The following is a 17,542-nucleotide window of genomic DNA, read 5'->3' on the forward strand; positions in this document are numbered from 1 at the left end:
AACGCGGTGTTGCCGGCGTCCAGTATACCACCGCAGGGCGCGACTGGTCGTACCCCGGCCGCTGCGGCAGGCTTGCACAGCCGGCGCAAACGGCTAGGCTGTGACAGGTCAGAAGGGCCATTCGCGGCAATTGTCAGTCAGACTGGGGGGGGGCGCATGAAAAAGCATCATTGGCATCGTTTGACGGTGGAGGAAGCCGCCAGCCATTTGCAGGCCGATCTGGAAGCCGGCTTGTCGGCGACCGAGGTGGAACGACGTCTTAAGCAGCATGGCCCCAACGCGCTGACGGAAAAAAAACAGCGCTCCCCGGCGCAGATGTTTCTCGACCAATTCCGCGATTTCATGATTCTGGTGCTGCTGGCGGCGGCGCTGATCGCCGGGCTGATTGGCGAAGCGTCGGACACTCTCGCCATCGTGGTGATTGTGGTGCTCAACGCCGTGATTGGTTTTGTGCAGGAGTATCGGGCGGAAAAGGCCATGGCGCTGCTGCGCCAACTGGCGGCGCAGCAGGCGCTGGTGGTGCGTGATGGTCAGGCGCGCCAGTTGCCGGCAGCGGAGCTGGTGCCGGGCGACCTGGTGCTGCTGGAGGCGGGCCAGATCGTGCCGGCGGATCTGCGCCTGATCGAGGCGGCGCGGCTGCGGGTGGCCGAGGCGGCGCTGACGGGCGAATCGGTGGCGGTCGACAAGCACAGCAGCGCGCTGGAGGATGCCCAGCTGCCCCTGGGTGATCGGGCCAATCTAGCCTTCAAGGGCACCAGCGTCAGCACCGGGCGCGGGCGCGGGCTGGTGACGGCCACCGGGATGGCGACGGAGCTGGGGGCCATTGCCGATCTGCTGCAGCGGCAACAGGAGGTCAGAACCCCGCTGCAGAAACGGCTGACGGTCTTTGGCAAAAAGCTGGCCTTGGCGGTACTGGCGGTTTGCGCGGTGGTGTTCGCTGTCGGTCTGCTGCGCGGAGAAGAGCCGCTGCTGATGCTGCTGACCGCCATTTCGCTGGCGGTGGCGGCCATTCCGGAGGCCCTGCCGGCGGTGGTGACCATCAGCCTGGCCTTGGGAGCACGCAAGCTGGTGGGCCAGAACGCCCTGATCCGCAAACTGCCGGCGGTGGAAACCCTGGGTTCGGTTACGCGGATCTGCTCGGATAAAACCGGCACCCTGACCCTCAACCGGATGCAGCTGGAGCAGGTTTATAGCGCAGGCCGGCTGAGTCGGCCGCAACAGCTTGATCCCGTTACCCAGGCCGATTTGCTGCGGGCATTGGCCCTGAGCAACGATGCTCGCGAGGATGGCGCCGGTCAGTGGCTGGGCGACCCGACGGAAATTGCCCTGGTCGCTGCGGCCAAGGCGCGGGGCTTTGACAAGACAGCGCTGCTGGCGGACTGGCCACGGGTGGCGGAGCTGCCCTTCGATGCTGAACGCAAGTGCATGACCACCATTCACCGCAGTCCGGATGGCCGGCTGGTTTCCTACACCAAGGGGGCCAGTGATCTGCTGCTGGAACGGTCGGTTCAGCTGGCGGATGGTGCGCCGCTGGATCGGGCGCGGGCCGAGCAGGTCAACGCCCGGCTGTCGGGCGAGGGCCTGCGCACCCTGGCGCTGGCCCTGCGCTGGTGGACGGAGCTGCCCGAGCCGCTGACGGCGGAAACCGTCGAAACCGGGTTGGGTCTGCTGGGGCTGGTCGGGTTGCTGGACCCGCCGCGCGAAGAAGCCCGCGAGGCGGTGCGGCTGTGTCAGAGTGCTGGCATCGAGCCCATCATGATTACCGGCGATCACCCCCTGACGGCGGTCAGTATCGCCCGCCGGCTGGGGCTGCTGGCCGCGGCGGAGACGGCTGACCGCGCGGGGGCCGTGCTCAGTGGCCGCGAACTGGCGACGCTGACGGATGAAGAGCTGGAGAGCCGGGTGGAGCGGGTGCGGGTTTACGCCCGCGTGGCGCCGCAGCAGAAGCTGCGCATTGTCAAGGCGCTGCAGCGGCAGGGCCAGTTTGTTGCCATGACCGGCGATGGTGTCAACGACGCGCCGGCGCTCAAGGCCGCCGATATTGGCATCGCCATGGGCATCACCGGCACCGATGTGTCCAAGGAATCGGCCGACATGGTGCTGCTGGACGACAACTTCGCCACCATTGTCAAGGCGGTGAAGGAAGGCCGCCGCGTTTATGACAACATCCGTAAGTTCATCCAGTACACCATGACCAGCAATTCCGGCGAGATCTGGACCCTGTTCCTGGCGCCCTTCCTCGGCCTGCCCATTCCGCTGCTGCCCATTCATATTCTGTGGATCAACCTGGTGACCGACGGTCTGCCGGGGCTGGCGCTGGCGGCGGAACCGGCCGAGCCGGGCCTGATGGCGCGGCCGCCACGTCCGCCCGGTGAAAGCGTCTTTGCCCGTGGCCTGGGCGGCCATATTCTGTGGGTTGGCCTGCTGATGGGGGCGGTGACCCTGCTGACCCAGGCTGGCTGTCTGCGGGCCGGCTGTGATCACTGGCAGACGCTGGTGTTCACCGTGTTGTGCCTGAGCCAGATGGGCCATGTGCTGGCCATCCGCTCGCAGCGGCAGTCGCTGTTCCAGCAGGGTCTGCTGGGCAACAAGCCCCTGGTGGGGGCGTTTGTGTTGACCTTTGTTCTGCAGATGGCGACCATTTATGTACCGGCCCTCAACCCGGTGTTCAAGACCGAGCCGCTGACCGCGGTGGAACTGGCTATCGCCCTGGCCCTGTCGTCGGTGGTGTTCGTGGCGGTGGAAATCGAAAAGTTCATCAAGCGGCGGCGGCCGGCGATCTGATGTGGCCAAGCGGCCGGCCTACTCGTGACGCAGGGCATCGATGGGGTCAAGACGGGCGGCCTTGCGCGCCGGCATGAAGCCGAACAGCACACCGACGGCGGCCGAGAAGGCAAAGGCCAGCAGCATGATGCCGCCGTTGAAGATAAAGGGAATCTGCAACAACGCCGCCAGACTCAGGGATGCCAGCAGCGCCAGCACAATGCCGAGGAGACCGCCAAGAGACGACAGCACGACCGCCTCGACCAGAAACTGCAGCAGCACCTCGCGCTCGAAGGCGCCGATGGCCAGCCGGATACCGATCTCGCGGGTGCGCTCGGTCACCGACACCAGCATGATGTTCATGATGCCGATGCCGCCGACCAGCAGACTGACAGCGGCCACGGCGCCGAGCAGCGAGGTGAGGATGCGGGTGGTGCCGGTGAGCATGGTGGTGATTTCCTTCATGTCCATGACCTGAAAATCGTCGCTTTCGGCCGGGCCGATGTGGCGCCGCTGGCGCAACAGCTCCTCAAGCCGGCTTTTGACCGTTTCGGTGGCGATGCCATCGCGGACGGACACCTGAATCAGGCTGATGTCGCTGGTACCCGCCAGGCGCCGCTGTAGCGTGCGCAGGGGCAGTACCACCAGATCGTCCTGATCACTGCCCATGCTGGACTGGCCCTTGGCCGCCAGCAGGCCCACCACTTCGCAGGCGATGCTGCCCAGGCGGATGGTGCTGCCCACGGGATTCTGGCTACCGAACAGTTCCCGGCGCACGGTTTCGCCCAAGACGCAAACGGCTTTGCCGAAGCGTTGTTCGCTGTCGCTGAACAGGCGGCCGCTGGCCAGGCTGTGATTGCGGACCTGGAAGAAGCTGTTGAGGCTGCCCTGCACCTGAGTTGACCAGTTTTTGTTGCCGAACACGGCAATGCTGGCGCGGCCGAGGGATGGCGCTACGGCAGCGACGGCCGGGATTTCCCGCGCGATGGCCTGGGCGTCGGCCAGCTTGAACGGTGGCGCGCTCGAACTGGTGCCCGGCCCCATGCGCTGGCCCGGTCGCGCCATCAGCAGATTGCTGCCCAGGCTGGCGATCTGCTCGGTCACCTGGGCGGTGGCGCCGCTGCCGAGGGTGACCATGACAATGACCGCTGCCACGCCGATGACGATGCCGAGCATGGTCAGAAACGAACGCAGCAGGTTGCGGCGGATTTCACGCAAGGCCAGAATCAGGGCATTCCACAGCATCAGGCCATCTCCCCGGCAGGGCCGTCCTGCGCCACCAGCCCATCGCGAAAATGAATGCAGCGGCGGGCGAAACGGGCCATGTCCGGTTCGTGGGTCACCATCACCACCGTGATGCCGCGTTCGCTGTTGAGACGGGCCAGCAGCTCCATGATCTCCAGGCTGCGGGCTGAATCCAGGTTGCCGGTGGGTTCATCGGCCAGCAGCAGACGGGGGTCGGTGACCAGGGCACGGGCGATGGCGACGCGTTGTTGCTGGCCGCCGGACAGCTCCGCCGGGCTGTGGTTGGCCCAGGGCGCCAGGCCAACCGTATCCAGTGCCTGCAGGGCCAGGGCACGGCGTTGGCGCGCTGGCAGGCCACGGTAGATCAGCGGCAGTTCGACATTCTCCAGCGCCGTGGTCCGGCCGAGCAGGTTGAAGCCCTGAAAGACAAAGCCCAGGCGGGTGCGGCGCAGCAGGGCGCGCTGGTCGCGTGAGAGGCTGCCGACGGCGACCCCCTCGAACCGGTACTGGCCGCTGCTCGGGGTATCGAGACAGCCGAGAATGTTCATGCAGGTCGATTTGCCGGAACCGCTGGGCCCCATGACGGCGACAAACTCGCCGGCGGCGATGTCCAGGTCGATGCCGCGCAGGGCCTGCATGGAGGCCTGTCCGGTGCCGTAAACGCGGGTGACCGACTGCAGGGCGATCAGCGGCGCTGTTGCCGGGGCGGTGGCTGGCGGCGCTGTGTTGGCGGAGGCAGAGGCGCTCATGGCTGCTGCCGTACCCCGACCAGAACGGCCTGCCCTTCACGCAGGCTGCTGTCGCGGACTTCTGTCCGCTGACCATCGCTCAGGCCGGGACGGATCACCAGCGCTGCCGGTCGACCATCGCGCAGCTGCCAGATCCGGTTGGTTTCGCCGCCAGCGGGATCGGCGGCCTTTTTTTGTCCCGAACGCGGTGGTCGCGGCATCAGATTGCCGATCAGGCTGCCGCGTTTGCTGTTGCTGGCGCTGTCGGGCTGGGGCGGCTGGAAGCGCAGGGCGGCATTGGGCACGGTCAGGACATTTTCTGCCTGGGCGACAATGACCTCGGCGGTGGCCGTCATGCCGGGCCGCAGCAGCAACGCGCTGTTGTCCACGGTCAGCACCGCCTTGTAGGTCACCACGCCCTCGGTGCTGTCAGCACCGTAGCGCACCCGCTCGATGCGGGCCGGAAAAACCCGCTGCGGATAGGCATCCACGCTGAACCGGGCGCTCTGGCCGGCTTGTACCTGCCCGACATCGGCCTCGTCGATGTCGATGCGCAGTTCCATCTCACGCAGATCCTCCGCCAGGGTGAACAGCACCGGCGCCTGCAGCGAAGCGGCAACGGTCTGGCCCGGTTCCACGCTGCGCTGCAGCACCACGCCATTGATGGGCGAGAGAATGACGGATTTGGTCAGATCGGTCTGAATCTCGTCCAGACTCGCCCGCGCCTGCTCGATGCCGGCTTGGGCGCTGGCCTGTTCGGCGCGGGCGCGCAGCAGACTGGCCTCGGCGTTTTCGAGATCCTGCCGGGCGGGGAGCAGGCCAGCGCTGTCACGCTGCAGGCGCTGCAGCCGCCGGTAGGACAGCTCCGCTTCATTGCGGCTGGCCTGGCGTTGCTGCAGCGTGGCTTCAGCCACCGCCAGGCTGGCCGTGGCCTGGCGTCGCCGTGCCTGCAGGCGTGAGGTGTCGAGCCGCGCCAGCTCCTGGCCGACCTGAACCCGGTCGTTGTCATCGACCAGAACCTGCTCGACGATGCCCGACAGTTCGCTGCCGACATCGACCTGATTGGTGGGTTCCAGGGTGCCGGTCGCCGTGACGGTGACCTGCAGTGCGCCACGCTCCACCGCTGCCGTTTCAAACGATAGTGCCGGATCGGACGATTGCTGCCGGCTTAGCGTCAGAGCCAGCGTCAGCAGGATGATCAGAGAGACCAGCAGTGTCAGCGGCCGGCGCCACAGGGACCGGCGGCGGGCGTGCTGGGCCAGAGCGGTGGCCAGATCGGTCGGGGAGGACGGCTGCTCAGCCATGGTTGTCGGTTGTCCTTTCTGTCGCTGGATTCCAGCCGCCGCCGGCGGCCTTGTACAGTTGCACCAGGGCGCGGAGCTGCTCCTGCCGGCTGGTGAGATATTGCTGTTGCAGGCTCAGGCGGCTCTGGCGGCTGTCGAGCACGGTTTCAAAATCGCTCAGCCCGGCATGGTACTGCTGCTGGCGCAGTTGTTCCACCGCTCGGGCGGCGGCCAGGGCTGCTGCCAGGTGCTGCTGTTGACGGTCACTGGCGCTGACGGTCTGCAGCGCGTTTTCGGTTTCTTCGACGGCGTTGAGCACCTGACCGCGGTAGTGGAGGAGCTGTTGCTCCAGCAGGATCTGCTGTTCGGCCAGCTGGGCCCGCAGACGGCCGCCGGCCAGCAGGCTCCAGCGCAGCTGGGGTGACAGCGAGGCGCTGGCGCGGTCAGAGCGCAACAGCTGGCTTAAACGGGGAGCCACCAGGCCGAGGGTGGCGGGCAGACTCAGGCGGGGATAGAGTTCGGCGGCGGCAACCCCCACCTGGGCGCTTTGCTGTGCCAGTTGCCGTTCGGCCTGGCGGATGTCGGGGCGGCGCCGCAGCACCTCGGCGGGCAGTCCGATGGCCAGCGCCGGCCGGTTCGGCGGCAGGCTGGCGGCGTCGGCCAGCAGCTTCTCCAACTCGGCGGCGGGGCTGGCGAGCAGGGTGGCCAGGGCATTGCCGGCACGGTGGCGCTGGTATTCGATGGCGGGCAGCTGGGCTTGCAGCTGGGCCAGACTCTGGCGGGCCTGGGTGGTTTCGAGGGCCGTGACCTGACCGCTCTGCTCGCGGTAGCGGGTCAATGTCAACAGCGTGCTGCGGGTGGCGATTTCCTGCCGCAGCAGCTCGTGCTGTTCAGCGCTGGCGCACAGATCCAGATAGTTGAGCGCTACCTCGGCCAGCAGCGAGACCTGCACATCCGCCAGCTCGGCCTGCTGCGCGCCGACGGCGGCATCGGCGGCCTCCACCGCGCGTTGCAGGCCGCCGAACAGATCCAGTTCCCAGCTGGCGTCAAGGCCGGCCTGATAAAGGCTGCTGCTGCCGCCACCGTTGTACGGACTGGCCCAGTTGCGACTGTAGCCGGCGCTGCCATCCAGTCCCGGTTGGCGCTGGGCCTGCTGTTGCAATCGCTGGCTGCGGGCCTGCCGCAGCCGCGCCTCGGCCAGCCGCAGGTCGGTATTGTGCTGCAGTGCCAGGGCGATCAGCTGATTCAGGCGCGGATCCTCGAACGCGCGCCACCAGTGCTGCAGTGTCGCCGGCACAGCGGCTGTCAGTGCCGGCGCCTGCCAGTGGGGCGGAGCTTCAGGCGGGAGCGGATGGTAATCCGGCCCGACCCGCAGACAGCCGGCCAGCAGCAGGGCCAGGCCGGCGGTGGTAAAGGTGGAGAACATCCGGCAGCGTTTCATGCACGTCCTTTGGCAGGACAGGCCGGCGAACAGCCTGTCGTTATTTGCGACGCCATCATTCCCGTAAGCATAGCAAAAGGCCCCTTGCTGACGGGTAAAGATTTGTCAAGATAGGGGCTGACTCCGCTGATGCCGGAGAAAAGCCGTCAGCCCGGAGGCTATTATGAAAGCCTTGTATCTGATTCGCCACGCCAAATCCGACTGGAGCCAGCCGCACCAGGCCGATTTCGACCGGCCGCTGAACGCGCGTGGTCAGCGTGCCGCCCCCGCCATGGCCGCCCGGCTGGCGCGCTGGCCTGAGCGGCCTGAACTGTTGCTGAGCAGCCCGGCCTGTCGTGCCCGCCAGACGGCCGTGGCCTTTGCCGCCGCCCTGCAACTGCCGCCGGCCAGACTGTGGTTTGATGCCCGGCTCTATGCCACCGGGCCCGAAGTCTTGCTGGAAATTCTACAGCAGCTGGATGGCCACTGGCAGGGCGTGGCCCTGATTGGCCACAATCCCGCTCTGGAGCAGCTGGGGCAGTGGTTGTGCCCCGCTGCGCCGGAGCACCTGCCGACCTGCGCCCTGCTGCATCTGCGGCTGGCCGTGCCGCTCTGGAGCGCATTGGCGCCAGGCTGTGGCCAACTGCAAGCCTATGATTTTCCCAAAAACCCTGTCACCGTCGCGCGTGCCTGAGCCGCCCAGCGCGATTTTCCCTTCGGAGGTTGCCATGAGTCCATCCCCCGCCCCGTTCGGCCTGAAAAAGAAGCACAGCCTCGCCTTTGCCCTGCCGTTGCTGGTGCGCGTCCTGCTCCGGCAGGCCGATCGGCAGCGCCACGCCATCCTGACCGGCGATGATCCCGAGGCGCTGCACCAGTACCGCGTGGCACTGCGCAAGGCGCGTTCGTTGCTGCGCCTGTTTCGCCGTCAGCTGGGACCCGTCGCTGCCCTGCTGGCGCGCCAGCTGGCGCAAACAGCCCAGATGAGCAACGGTCTGCGGGAGATCGATGTGCTGTTGCACGACTGGGCCGGCTGGTCGGAACGCCTGCCCGCCGAGTTGCAGCCTGCTGCTGGCGGGGTCCGGCTGAATCTGCAGGCCCAGCGCGATGTTGCCCTGCAGAGCTTTCGCCGCCAATTGGCGACCCTGCCGGCACCCCTTGAGCTGCTGGCCGATTCCCTCGATCCCAATGAGCGGGCCGACCGGCCCCTGAAAAAACCGCTGCGGCGCGTGTTCCGTCAGCAGAAACGCCGCCTCAAACGGGCGCGGCGGCAGTTGACTGCTGCCAGCCCGGCTGCCGATTTTCACCGCGCCCGCATCGCCGGCAAACGCTTGCGCTATCTGCTGGAGCTGTTCGCCGAGGTGCGGCTGCCGCGCCAGAACCGGCGCCGCATTGAACGGCTCAGGCAGCTGCAGGATCTGCTGGGGCAACTGCAGGATGCCGAAAGCCATGGCCATCATCTGGCCGGGCTGGCCGCCCAGCCGGTCTGGACGCAGCGGCAGCAGGCCGTACTGACCGCCGTGCGGGAGCAGCTGTTGCAGCAGGCCTGCCAGTTGCGGGAAGGTCTGCTGGGGCACAACGATCAGGGCCCGGCAAAATAATCCTTGCCGGCAGTGGCATCAATATGATAGTAAAAGTCAAAATCAAATAGGCGGAACGTTTTACGGCCAGTGCCAAGAGTGGCGCTGGAAGTGAAGGCGTGACCAGGAACCTGCACAGGCTCCGGTTGCGCCTTTTTTTATTGTTCAGGTCGGAGGAAGACAGCCATGACGGCGGAACAACGCTTCAGTCAACGGGCGCGCAGACTGCTTGATGCCACGCCGCTGCTGGCCCAGGCGGATACCACCCTGGTGCAGCAGCTGGGTGTGCGGGCGCGGCGGCGGTTGTTGCCGCTGCGCCAGCAATGTATTGATGGCGAGGAAATGCGCCAGCGGATCTTTTTTGTCGTCAGCGGTTCATTTCATCTACTGCGCCAGACGCCAGACGGCGAGGAGGTGCTGGTGAGCCGCTATGGCCCCGGCGATTTTTTCTGTCTGGCAGCGGCCTTCAGCGGCAGCGGTCCGTTGGGCTATGCCGTCAACACCAGCCCGGCTCAGCTGCTGAGCTGGGCTTTGCGCGATTTTCAGGCTCTGATGCGGACGGACAGCAGCCTGGGGGAACGTCTTCTGCATCAGATGGCCTGGCAGGTGGAGCAGGAACGGCAGATGCGAACCCTGCTGTGCTGCTGCAGGGCGGAAAACCGGGTGGCGGCCTATCTGCTGTACCGCCGTCAGGCGTGCCGGCCGCAACCCGACGACGCCCAGCTGGATCTGAAGCCTTTGAGTCTGACGGCTGCCGAACTGGGCCTGGCGCGCGAAACCCTGTCGCGCTGTCTGCACCGCTTGCAGCGCCAGCAGATCATCCAGTGTCAGCGCGGCCAGGTACGGATTCTGCGCGAACTGGGTCTGCGGCTGCTGGTCGGTACCGGGGCTGAAGCCGGCCAGGGGATGAGCCTGCCGGACAGCTGAGGCGCGCCGGCGGGCGCGGATCGTCCAGCAGGCTGTTGAAAAACAGCCTGCTGGAGCCCATGGATGGGCTCACAAAATCAATCATTACTTCGTAATGGATTGATTTTGTGAGCAAGACGGAAATCGCATTTTCGGCTTGCGTCGTTGAAAAAACCCCGGAAGGGACTTTTTCAACATCCTGCTAGGCCGAGCCGGACGGCCGGGGCAGGAGCGGACGGGTGAGACGCCGGACGAGAATCTGCTTGCCGGCTTCCAGTGGCAGGTGCAGGTGCAGGCCGTCCTGGCTGGTTACCATCAGCTGCTGATCCCCACTGAAACGACAGATCCGCTTGCTGCGAACCTCCAGCAGGCGCAGGCGCGTGTCGGGCCAGATGCCCAGGCGCTGCAGACGCTCGATGGCCCAGGGGCACCCCAGCAGCTGGACAACCGTAAAATCACATTCCGCCGCTGTCAGGGAGAACTGACGGATATGCGATCCGCTTCTGCCCAGAATGCGGGCGGCGTCGCCTTCGGACAGTCGCAGCAGGCCCTGCCCTTCCAGCAGGGTCAGGTAGTCCATGGGCGGCAGTTTGCGAATCAGGCGGATGGGATCGTTTTCGTGAAAGCCGAGCTGTTCCAGCGCGGTGGCAAAGTCGGCACTGGCGGTGGTTCCTTCCAGATGGCCGGTCTGGCCCGGTTCCATGTCGATCAGGGGGATGCGGCGGCCGTCGCCGTCGAGATGGACGATGGTTTGCAGCCCCATGCCGGCACTGAGCACCACCTCGCCGTTTTTACCGCGCACGCGCACGGTCTGGGCCTGCAGGGTTTCATCCAGCCGCACGATGCGGCAGCCCCGGCCGAAGCCCATTTTGCCCAGCTGCTGACGCCAGGGCTCGGCCAGGATGGCCTGGACTTCCAGCGGTTGATCGAAGGGGGCCTGATCCAGCGACAGAAGCTGCTCAGTGGTCATGAGGGTTGTCCTTTGGCGATGTGGGCCGGGCGGCCGGATCGGACGCTGACAGGCCCCTGGTGGCACAGTAGCCGAGGATGCCGACCGTGTTGAGGTTATGCAGCAGTGCTGCGGTCAGCGGCCGGATGCAGCCGGTCAGGGCCAGCAGCAGGAAGAGGCTGTTGAAGCCGATGGTGGCGTAAAAACAGTCCTGGATGGTTTTCCCGGTGCGGCGGGCCGCATCCAGAGCGGTGGCCAGGCAGGCGAGATCCTCCTGCAGCAGCAGGGCCTGGGCGGCATCCTTGGCCAGGTCGGCACCGCAGGGCAGACTGATTCCGACATCGGCCGTCACCAGCGCCGGCGCGTCATTGACGCCGTCGCCGATGAAGGCGGTGTAGTGGCCCTGGTCCCTCAGCTGTTGCACGATGCCGGCCTTGTCCTCCGGTTGCAGTTCCCAGTACAGGGCGTCAATCTGCGGCAGCGCCTGCAACAGCGCCCGGGCGGTCGACTCCTGGTCGCCGGTCAGAACCACAATCCGGCGGATGCCGTTCTGTTTCAGGCGGGTCAGGATACCGGCGGCCTCGGGCCGAATCCGGTCGCGCAGGGCGATCAGACCTTCAAGCCGGCCGGCGCGACTGACGTAAAGCAGGTTTTTGCCCTGGTGCGCAAAGGCCGCGGCCGGCTCGGCGGCGGCGCCGCAGTCGATGCCCTCATCCTCGGCGACAAAATGGTGGCTGCCGACCAGCACCTGCTGGCCGTCGACATGGGCCGACACGCCGTGTGCCACGATGAAGTCGACCTGGCTGGTGGCCGGCAGGGTCAGACCGCGGTCGCGCGCGGCGCGCAGTACCGCCTTGGCCACCGGGTGGGCGTAATGTTCCTCGGCTGCCGCCGTCAAGGCCAGCAGGCCATTCTCGTCCAGGTGGTTGAGGGGCACGATGTCGGTGATGAACAGCTCACCCTGTGTCAGGGTGCCGGTCTTGTCGAAGACCAGGGTATCGACCCGCGCCAGCTGGTCGAAGGCCTGGGCGCCCTTGACCAGCACCCCCTGCTGGGCGGCGCGGTACATGGCGGTTTTTACGGCGATGGGTGTCGCCAGCTTGATGGCGCAGGAGTAGTCAACGGTCAGGGCCGCTGCCGCCCGGCGCAAATCGCCGGTCAGCAGAAAGATGCCGCCGCCCAGTGCCAGGGTGACGGGCACCAGCCGGTCGGCCAGTTCGTCGCTACGCTGCTGGGTGCGCGACCGCTGGCGCAGGGCCTGCTCCAGAAACCGGTTGATGCGCGCCAGGCCGGTATCGCTGCCGACCGCCTCCACCCGAATGACGATGCGCCCCTCCGTGACCAGGGCGCCGGATGGCACGCTGTCGCCGGCCTGGCGGTGGACCGGTAGCGCCTCGCCGGTGATGGAGCTCTGGTTCAGCAGCGCGTCACCACGGCAGATCGTGCCGTCCAGCGGCACCAGCTCGCCCGGCCCGCACAGCAGCAGGTCACCGGTTCGTACCTGGGCCAGGGGGGTCCGCACCTCGATGCCCTCCCGTTCCAGCCAGACCTGCTCCACCTGTGGCCGCAGCAGGGTTCGTAACAGGCCGGTGGTCTGATCCTCCGAGCTCTGCCGCAGGTATTCCCCCACATTCAGCAGCAGCACGATCATGTTGGCGGTGAAATAGTCGCGCCGTAGCAGGGAAATGCCCACGGCGCCAGCGTCGAGAACCTCGACCTTGACGCCGCGGTTCAGCAGGCCGTCCGCGCCGGCCAGCAGGGTCGGCAGGCCGATCAGCAGACTGATGGTGCCCTGCAGCGTCGGCGGCAGCAGCCGCAGCGACACGATTGACAGGCCCAGAAACGCCAGATTAAGGGGGTTGATGGCCGGCTGCGGCGGCTCGAAGCAGCGGAACGCTTCGCCGGGCAGCGGATCGAAGCGGGCAAGAATCGCGGCACGGGTGGCCGGCGCGCCATCGTGCTGCAGCACCAGCGTGGCGGCGGCGCGGTTGACGCGCACCTGCGTCACGCCGGGGATGTTTTCGAGCAGCGCCTGCACATACAGCGGGTCGCTGCGCCGGTCGCGCAGGGGCGGCCAGCGCAGCCGCAGTCGGCGGGGCAGCTCGTGAACGATCTCCGGCGCGGCCATGACTCAGCTGTCCCGGCCGGCGCGGGCGGATGTGCGCGCCGGCGGATACAGGTTGTAGTGCCAGACCGAAAAGCCCACCAGCGCCAGACCCTGCCAGGTATGGCGGGCAATCCGGCGCCGGCGGTTGCCCGTGCCGGCCGCACTGACTACCAGTGCGGCCAGCGTGGCGGTCATGCCAATCTTGGCCAGGGTGCGCAGCTCAGGCGTTGTCATGGCGGCCGGCTTATTCCTTCTCCGGCGCCGACTGACTCATTTCGGCGCGCACATCCTCGAACTTTTCCTTAAGCTCCTCGGCGCTGGCCTGAATGGCGCTGAACAGCGCCGTGGTGCCGCGGATCAGCGACTTCTGCACGCGATCGTTGCTCAGCAGCAGGGCCGCACCGGCTCCGACCAGCGCGCCCAGCCAGAAGCTGTTGCCGCTGGCGGGCGCGGGGCTGGCCGGGCTGACGGCGGTCTGGGGCGGGCCGAACAGCACCGGGCCGTTGTAGCCGGCCGGATTGAAGCCGTGGAAGGCCGGGGCGACGCCGACGGGTGCGGCGCTCGCGGCCGGCGGTTGATGGGCGCTGCAGGAATGTGTGACCGGTGGTTGCATGAATGACCCCCTTGTTGACTATTTGGTTGCGGCCGCTTTTTTCTTGCCGGACAGATTGATGGCGTAGCCGACGCCGGTCGCCGCCGCCAGCAGTACCACCCAGCTGGTCACCCGGCTGCCGCCGACCGATTGCACGGCGGCGGTGGCCACGGCGGCAGCGACACCGGTGCCGGCGCCCTTGGCCAGACTGTCGACCATGGCCTCATTGAGGGACAGTTCCTCCTGCCGGACCCGGTGCAGGTTGGCCCCGAGGGCCGCGGTGGCGCCGATGACGGTGCCGAAGATGCCGCTCTGCAGCACCAGGTTGGGCTGGATCAGGCTTTTGCTGACAGGATAGCTGGCGCTGCTGGTGGGCGCGGGATGGGTATGCATGAACATTCTCCTTGTTGTCGGTTCGGATTCAGAAACGCCGGCCGTCGGGCCAGGCGGCTAGTTGCTGCTGGTGGCGTCTGCGGCGCTGCCGTCGCCGCCACGGAACAGGCCGGTGAGGGCCTCACGGATGCCATCATTGCTGACCAGCAGGGTCAGGCCGCCACCGATCAGCACGCCCTTCCAGAACGAGCCGCTCGGGCTGGTCAGTTGCGACAGCCCGCCGGCGACATCGCTCAGATTCATCTCCCCGCGCGAAAACTTCTGCGCCAGCTCCAGAAAATGCTCGGTCTGCTGCTGGGCGCTCTGGGCCGGGTCGTGGTGTTCGCAGGCGCTTGCCTGGGGTGGCGGGCCATGGGTGGTCACCGGCCGGGCCATCTGTTCCTGCTGCCAGGCGTGCAGCTGCTGCCACAGCGCCTGCTGACCGGCGGCCAGCTGGCCCAGCATGGCCTGCACCTGCGCCAGGTTCGCCGCTTCGGCCGCCGCCGGCGGGCTGGTCTGACTGTGAGATTGACAATCCGTTGCCGGCGGCGTCTGGCGCGGTCCGGACGTTTCCTGTTGCACCTGCTCCTGTCCCATCATGCCTGTTCTCCTTCTAGCGAATGCGTCCAGATCGACAGCAGCTCTTCTGCCAATGCCGGACGGCCCTCGGGGGCGCTGTTGATAATCCTTTCCCACATCTGACAGGGGATCACAGCGGGATCGTAATCAATCACGAGGGAGCCGTTCTTGCCGTTGATACGGTAATGCTGCACACCGGGCAACTGGCCGGCCAGGCTCTCCAGCGCGATGTCCGCCAGGCCCTTTTTGGCCGCCAGCGGAAACTTGATGCGGATACGGCCGCGGATGTGGTGCGCGATGCGGGCATAGTCGGCAACGCGGAACAGCTCGGTGATGGCCTGGCGTTTTCGGGTTTCGGTCATGAGGCTTTCTCTGTTGCGTGGGACGCGCCGGCATCGGTGCCGGCGGTCGCAGGGGGTGTCAGCTCGTTGCTTGCCGGGCCCAGGCCGGGGCTGTCCCAGCCCAGCAGGCGGCCTGAATTGACGACGATGCCCAGGGTGTGCACGATGTGCAGCGCCCCCGCCATCAGCGGTGTCAGCAGGCCGGCGGCGCCGAAAATCACCCCGCCCAGGTTGGTCCACATGGCCAGCTGGTGATTCTGCTCGATGGTTCGCAGGGTTTTGCGGCTCAGCTGACGCAGTTTCACCAGCCGTTCCAGGGCGCTGTCGGCCAGGGCGATATCGGCCGCCTCGATGGCCACCTCCGCGCCGCCGGCCCCCATGGCGATACCCACCCGGGCGTTGGCCAGCGCCAGCGCGTCGTTGACGCCGTCACCCACCATCACGATGCGCTCGTGCGTCGCTTCGAGTTCTTTCAGATAACGGGCCTTGTCCTCCGGCAGCAGTTCGGCGCGCCAGCTGTCAAAAGCGAACTGTTCGGCCACTGCCCGCGCCATCCTGTCGGTATCGCCGGTCACCAGATGCATTTCCTTCACGCCGTCGGCCCGCAGCCAGGCCAGCACCGCCGCCGCTCGGGGTCGCACCGGATTGGCGATGGCCAGTAGGCCGCTGACCCGGCCGGCGCGGGCCACATAGACCAGGCTGTAGCCCAGCTCGGCCTGCTCCCGCGCCGCCTGCGCCAGGCTGTCGATGGCCACGGCGTTGTCCTGCATCCATTTGTCGTTGCCGACCAGTACCTCGGCGCCGTCGATCAGGGCCGCTACGCCCCGGCCGATGACAAAGTGGCACTGGGCATGAACCGGAAGGTTCAGGCCGCGTTCCTGTGCCGCTGCCACGATGGCCCGCGCCATCGGGTGCTGGGTATGGCGTTCCGCCGCTGCCGCCAGGGCCAGCAGGCGGTCGGGATTTTGCCGCGCCGAGCGCGGTGTCACGCTTATCAGGGTCGGGGTTTCCAGGGTCAGGGTGCCGGTCTTATCAAAGCAGAAGCAGTCGGCTTCAGCGATCTGTTCCAGATAGTAGCCCCCCTTGATCAGCACCTGATTGCGCGCCGCATTGGCCAGGGCGGCGGAAACGGCCGTCGAGGCCGCCAGTACCGTGGCGCAGGGGCAGGCCAGCACCAGCAGCACGGTAAAGGCCCGCGTCGGGCTCAGGGTCAGCAGCAGGGTGCCGCTGACGGCGACCAGGCCGAGCTTCATCAGCCGGTTGGCCAACTGGTCGGCGCGTTTCTCGGCCGGCGCCCGGTTGCTCAGAGACGATTCGACCAGATGCAGAATGCGGCACAGATAGGTGGCGTCGCCCACCCGCTCGGCGCGGACGAAGATGACCCCCTGATAGACGATGGTGCCGGCGTAGACACTGTCACCGGCGTGGCGCATTTCCGGTTCCGCCCGCCCGGTTACCGGTGCTTCGTCAACCAGCGCCTCGCCATTGAGAATCAGGCCGTCGACCGGAATCTTCTCGCCGGGGTGGCAGACCACCGTCGCGCCGGCGTGGATCTGCTCGACCGGAATTTCAACCTCCACTCCGTCCACCAGAATGAAGGCCTGTTTCTGCGTCAGCTCCAGAATTTCGCGGATGGCGCGGTGCGAACGGCGGCCGACATAGTCCTCCAGCAGCAGCCCGATGCGCAGAATCCAGATGACCTCCAGCGCGGTCAGGGCCTGGCCGAGGAAAATGGCCAGAAAGCAGGTGGCGGCCAGAAAGGGGAACAGGCTTTTGTGCCGGCCGCTGCGCAGATCGTCCCAGGCGTGGCGCAGCAGCGGATAGGCTCCCACCAGAGCCACGGCGGAGGTCAGGCTCAGCGGGGCCTCGGAGACCGGTTTCTTCAGCAGGCCCTGACGCAGCGCCACCCAGGCCACATAGAGGGTCAGCGCCACCACGCCGATCACCTGCCGCACCAGCGAGGGCGGATCCCTGCGGTCGGGGTGGCAGCGCGAGCAGACCAGATCGCAGTGGCCACTCGCCAGGGCCAGCGGCGCCGCCAGCGGCCCGGGCGCTGTCAGGGTTTGCAGTTGCGCCAGCAGCTGGCGCCGCAGTCCGGTCGCGGGGGCGAAGGTCAGCACCAGGCTGCCGGAACGGAAACGGGCATCGATCCGCACGCCTGCCAGACCGCCCAGTTCGGTTTCCAGCCATTTCGCCAGGGCGCGATTGTGGCGCAGCCCCTGAACGCGCAGGCGCAGCCTGCCGGGAATATCCTGCTTAACGCTGAAACGCATGGCGGCTCCTGTCAGGAAACGCAGGGTGAAGGGTGTGGCCAGGGGAACAACTGCGGCGGAGGTGTCAGCCTGTCGCGGCTACGCTCTGCGGCACTATAGGTCGGGCAGGCGGGGGCGTCTGTGACCTCGATCACAAAAACGGCCTTTTTGTCGGCCCGGCGGCACCGTCGCTGCCGCCGGGCCGGTTTTTATCGGGCGAATGTCAGAAAAGATGCCGTGCTGTGCTTTTGGTCACAGTTTCGCGCCAATACTTTCGGCTACAGTGTCTGATCGGACCGCTGGTAGTTGGCATTGCAGGTTGTTTCTCGGAAAAACAGAGCAGCCGCGATCACCGGGCCGGCAGAGGTGGCGCAGGGGTTGCCACCGACCGGGGTACAGCCGCATACCCGGAAATACAGGACTCCGAC

Annotated in this window: 16 protein-coding genes; 4 read left to right on the forward strand and 12 right to left on the reverse strand. The window is 66.8% G+C overall.

Going from position 1 to position 17,542, the window contains the following annotated elements; translation table 11 throughout:
- Positions 1-156 precede the first annotated feature (156 nt).
- Positions 157-2,784 carry a cation-translocating P-type ATPase gene (locus tag BLR80_RS00395; RefSeq protein WP_092075239.1) on the forward strand — a complete coding sequence of 876 codons (2,628 nt, stop codon included), beginning with the start codon at positions 157-159 and terminating at the stop codon, positions 2,782-2,784.
- An 18-nt stretch (positions 2,785-2,802) separates the two neighbouring features.
- Here the strand turns inward: BLR80_RS00395 and BLR80_RS00400 are convergent, their stop codons facing one another.
- The 4 genes from BLR80_RS00400 to BLR80_RS00415 are packed head-to-tail and all read right to left on the reverse strand — an operon-like array spanning position 2,803 to position 7,460.
- Positions 2,803-4,008 carry an ABC transporter permease gene (locus tag BLR80_RS00400; RefSeq protein WP_092075240.1) on the reverse strand — a complete coding sequence of 402 codons (1,206 nt, stop codon included), beginning with the start codon at positions 4,006-4,008 and terminating at the stop codon, positions 2,803-2,805.
- Positions 4,008-4,757, reverse strand: coding sequence for an ABC transporter ATP-binding protein (locus tag BLR80_RS00405; protein WP_092075241.1), 750 nt, complete (start codon positions 4,755-4,757; stop codon positions 4,008-4,010). Before BLR80_RS00405 ends, BLR80_RS00400 begins: the two co-directional genes overlap by 1 nt.
- Positions 4,754-6,040, reverse strand: coding sequence for an efflux RND transporter periplasmic adaptor subunit (locus BLR80_RS00410; protein ID WP_092075242.1), 1,287 nt, complete (start codon positions 6,038-6,040; stop codon positions 4,754-4,756). The genes BLR80_RS00405 and BLR80_RS00410 overlap by 4 nt, the downstream gene beginning before the upstream one ends.
- Positions 6,033-7,460: an efflux transporter outer membrane subunit gene (locus BLR80_RS00415; protein ID WP_092075243.1), complete on the reverse strand. Its 1,428-nt coding sequence runs from the start codon at positions 7,458-7,460 to the stop codon at positions 6,033-6,035. Before BLR80_RS00415 ends, BLR80_RS00410 begins: the two co-directional genes overlap by 8 nt.
- A 163-nt stretch (positions 7,461-7,623) precedes the next feature.
- On the opposite strand from BLR80_RS00415, the gene BLR80_RS00420 reads away from it, so the two are divergent.
- The 3 genes from BLR80_RS00420 (at position 7,624) to BLR80_RS00430 (ending at position 9,943) form a co-directional block, all read left to right on the forward strand.
- The gene (locus tag BLR80_RS00420; protein WP_092075244.1) at positions 7,624-8,133 is read left to right on the forward strand and encodes a SixA phosphatase family protein; all 510 of its coding nucleotides are present in this window, start codon (positions 7,624-7,626) and stop codon (positions 8,131-8,133) included.
- A gap of 34 nt (positions 8,134-8,167) precedes the next feature.
- Positions 8,168-9,037: a CHAD domain-containing protein gene (locus tag BLR80_RS00425; RefSeq protein ID WP_171906253.1), complete on the forward strand. Its 870-nt coding sequence runs from the start codon at positions 8,168-8,170 to the stop codon at positions 9,035-9,037.
- A 165-nt stretch (positions 9,038-9,202) separates the two neighbouring features.
- Positions 9,203-9,943 (forward strand): Crp/Fnr family transcriptional regulator, encoded by a 741-nt coding sequence (locus BLR80_RS00430; protein ID WP_092075246.1) that lies wholly within the window; start codon positions 9,203-9,205, stop codon positions 9,941-9,943.
- 181 nt (positions 9,944-10,124) lie between these two features.
- On the opposite strand, the gene BLR80_RS00435 is transcribed toward BLR80_RS00430, so the two are convergent.
- Genes BLR80_RS00435 through BLR80_RS00470 form a run of 8 tightly spaced genes read right to left on the reverse strand, consistent with a single transcriptional unit; the run spans position 10,125 to position 17,135 of the window.
- Positions 10,125-10,892 (reverse strand): ferrous iron transport protein A, encoded by a 768-nt coding sequence (locus BLR80_RS00435; protein ID WP_092075247.1) that lies wholly within the window; start codon positions 10,890-10,892, stop codon positions 10,125-10,127.
- Positions 10,882-12,999: a heavy metal translocating P-type ATPase gene (locus tag BLR80_RS00440; RefSeq protein WP_092075248.1), complete on the reverse strand. Its 2,118-nt coding sequence runs from the start codon at positions 12,997-12,999 to the stop codon at positions 10,882-10,884. Before BLR80_RS00440 ends, BLR80_RS00435 begins: the two co-directional genes overlap by 11 nt.
- 3 nt (positions 13,000-13,002) lie before the next feature.
- Entirely contained in the window at positions 13,003-13,212 is a 210-nt protein-coding gene (locus BLR80_RS00445) for a hypothetical protein (RefSeq protein ID WP_092075249.1), read from the reverse strand.
- Between the two features lie 10 nt (positions 13,213-13,222).
- Positions 13,223-13,591 carry a YtxH domain-containing protein gene (locus BLR80_RS00450; RefSeq protein ID WP_092075250.1) on the reverse strand — a complete coding sequence of 123 codons (369 nt, stop codon included), beginning with the start codon at positions 13,589-13,591 and terminating at the stop codon, positions 13,223-13,225.
- Between the two features lie 18 nt (positions 13,592-13,609).
- Positions 13,610-13,963 (reverse strand): magnetosome protein MamC family protein, encoded by a 354-nt coding sequence (locus BLR80_RS00455; protein ID WP_092075251.1) that lies wholly within the window; start codon positions 13,961-13,963, stop codon positions 13,610-13,612.
- Between the two features lie 57 nt (positions 13,964-14,020).
- A complete protein-coding gene (locus BLR80_RS00460; RefSeq protein WP_092075252.1) occupies positions 14,021-14,542 on the reverse strand; it encodes a hypothetical protein in 522 nt (173 codons plus the stop codon).
- Entirely contained in the window at positions 14,539-14,883 is a 345-nt protein-coding gene (locus BLR80_RS00465; protein ID WP_092075253.1) for an HMA2 domain-containing protein, read from the reverse strand. The genes BLR80_RS00460 and BLR80_RS00465 overlap by 4 nt, the downstream gene beginning before the upstream one ends.
- Entirely contained in the window at positions 14,880-17,135 is a 2,256-nt protein-coding gene (locus BLR80_RS00470) for a heavy metal translocating P-type ATPase (protein WP_092075254.1), read from the reverse strand. The genes BLR80_RS00465 and BLR80_RS00470 overlap by 4 nt, the downstream gene beginning before the upstream one ends.
- Positions 17,136-17,542: the final 407 nt, after the last annotated feature.

Origin of the sequence: Desulfuromonas thiophila (genome assembly GCF_900101955.1) — a bacterium.
In the GTDB taxonomy this organism is placed as follows: domain Bacteria; phylum Desulfobacterota; class Desulfuromonadia; order Desulfuromonadales; family Desulfuromonadaceae; genus Pseudodesulfuromonas; species Pseudodesulfuromonas thiophila.

Excerpts from the sequence above, each read along its gene's own strand:
- BLR80_RS00395 (WP_092075239.1), top strand. The coding sequence starts at position 157 with ATGAAAAAGCATCATTGGCATCGTTTGACGGTGGAGGAAGCCGCCAGC.
- BLR80_RS00400 (WP_092075240.1), bottom strand. The coding sequence starts at position 4,008 with ATGCTGTGGAATGCCCTGATTCTGGCCTTGCGTGAAATCCGCCGCAAC.
- BLR80_RS00405 (WP_092075241.1), bottom strand. The coding sequence starts at position 4,757 with ATGAGCGCCTCTGCCTCCGCCAACACAGCGCCGCCAGCCACCGCCCCG.
- BLR80_RS00410 (WP_092075242.1), bottom strand. The coding sequence starts at position 6,040 with ATGGCTGAGCAGCCGTCCTCCCCGACCGATCTGGCCACCGCTCTGGCC.
- BLR80_RS00415 (WP_092075243.1), bottom strand. The coding sequence starts at position 7,460 with ATGAAACGCTGCCGGATGTTCTCCACCTTTACCACCGCCGGCCTGGCC.
- BLR80_RS00420 (WP_092075244.1), top strand. The coding sequence starts at position 7,624 with ATGAAAGCCTTGTATCTGATTCGCCACGCCAAATCCGACTGGAGCCAG.
- BLR80_RS00425 (WP_171906253.1), top strand. The coding sequence starts at position 8,168 with ATGAGTCCATCCCCCGCCCCGTTCGGCCTGAAAAAGAAGCACAGCCTC.
- BLR80_RS00430 (WP_092075246.1), top strand. The coding sequence starts at position 9,203 with ATGACGGCGGAACAACGCTTCAGTCAACGGGCGCGCAGACTGCTTGAT.
- BLR80_RS00435 (WP_092075247.1), bottom strand. The coding sequence starts at position 10,892 with ATGACCACTGAGCAGCTTCTGTCGCTGGATCAGGCCCCCTTCGATCAA.
- BLR80_RS00440 (WP_092075248.1), bottom strand. The coding sequence starts at position 12,999 with ATGGCCGCGCCGGAGATCGTTCACGAGCTGCCCCGCCGACTGCGGCTG.
- BLR80_RS00445 (WP_092075249.1), bottom strand. The coding sequence starts at position 13,212 with ATGACAACGCCTGAGCTGCGCACCCTGGCCAAGATTGGCATGACCGCC.
- BLR80_RS00450 (WP_092075250.1), bottom strand. The coding sequence starts at position 13,591 with ATGCAACCACCGGTCACACATTCCTGCAGCGCCCATCAACCGCCGGCC.
- BLR80_RS00455 (WP_092075251.1), bottom strand. The coding sequence starts at position 13,963 with ATGCATACCCATCCCGCGCCCACCAGCAGCGCCAGCTATCCTGTCAGC.
- BLR80_RS00460 (WP_092075252.1), bottom strand. The coding sequence starts at position 14,542 with ATGATGGGACAGGAGCAGGTGCAACAGGAAACGTCCGGACCGCGCCAG.
- BLR80_RS00465 (WP_092075253.1), bottom strand. The coding sequence starts at position 14,883 with ATGACCGAAACCCGAAAACGCCAGGCCATCACCGAGCTGTTCCGCGTT.
- BLR80_RS00470 (WP_092075254.1), bottom strand. The coding sequence starts at position 17,135 with ATGCGTTTCAGCGTTAAGCAGGATATTCCCGGCAGGCTGCGCCTGCGC.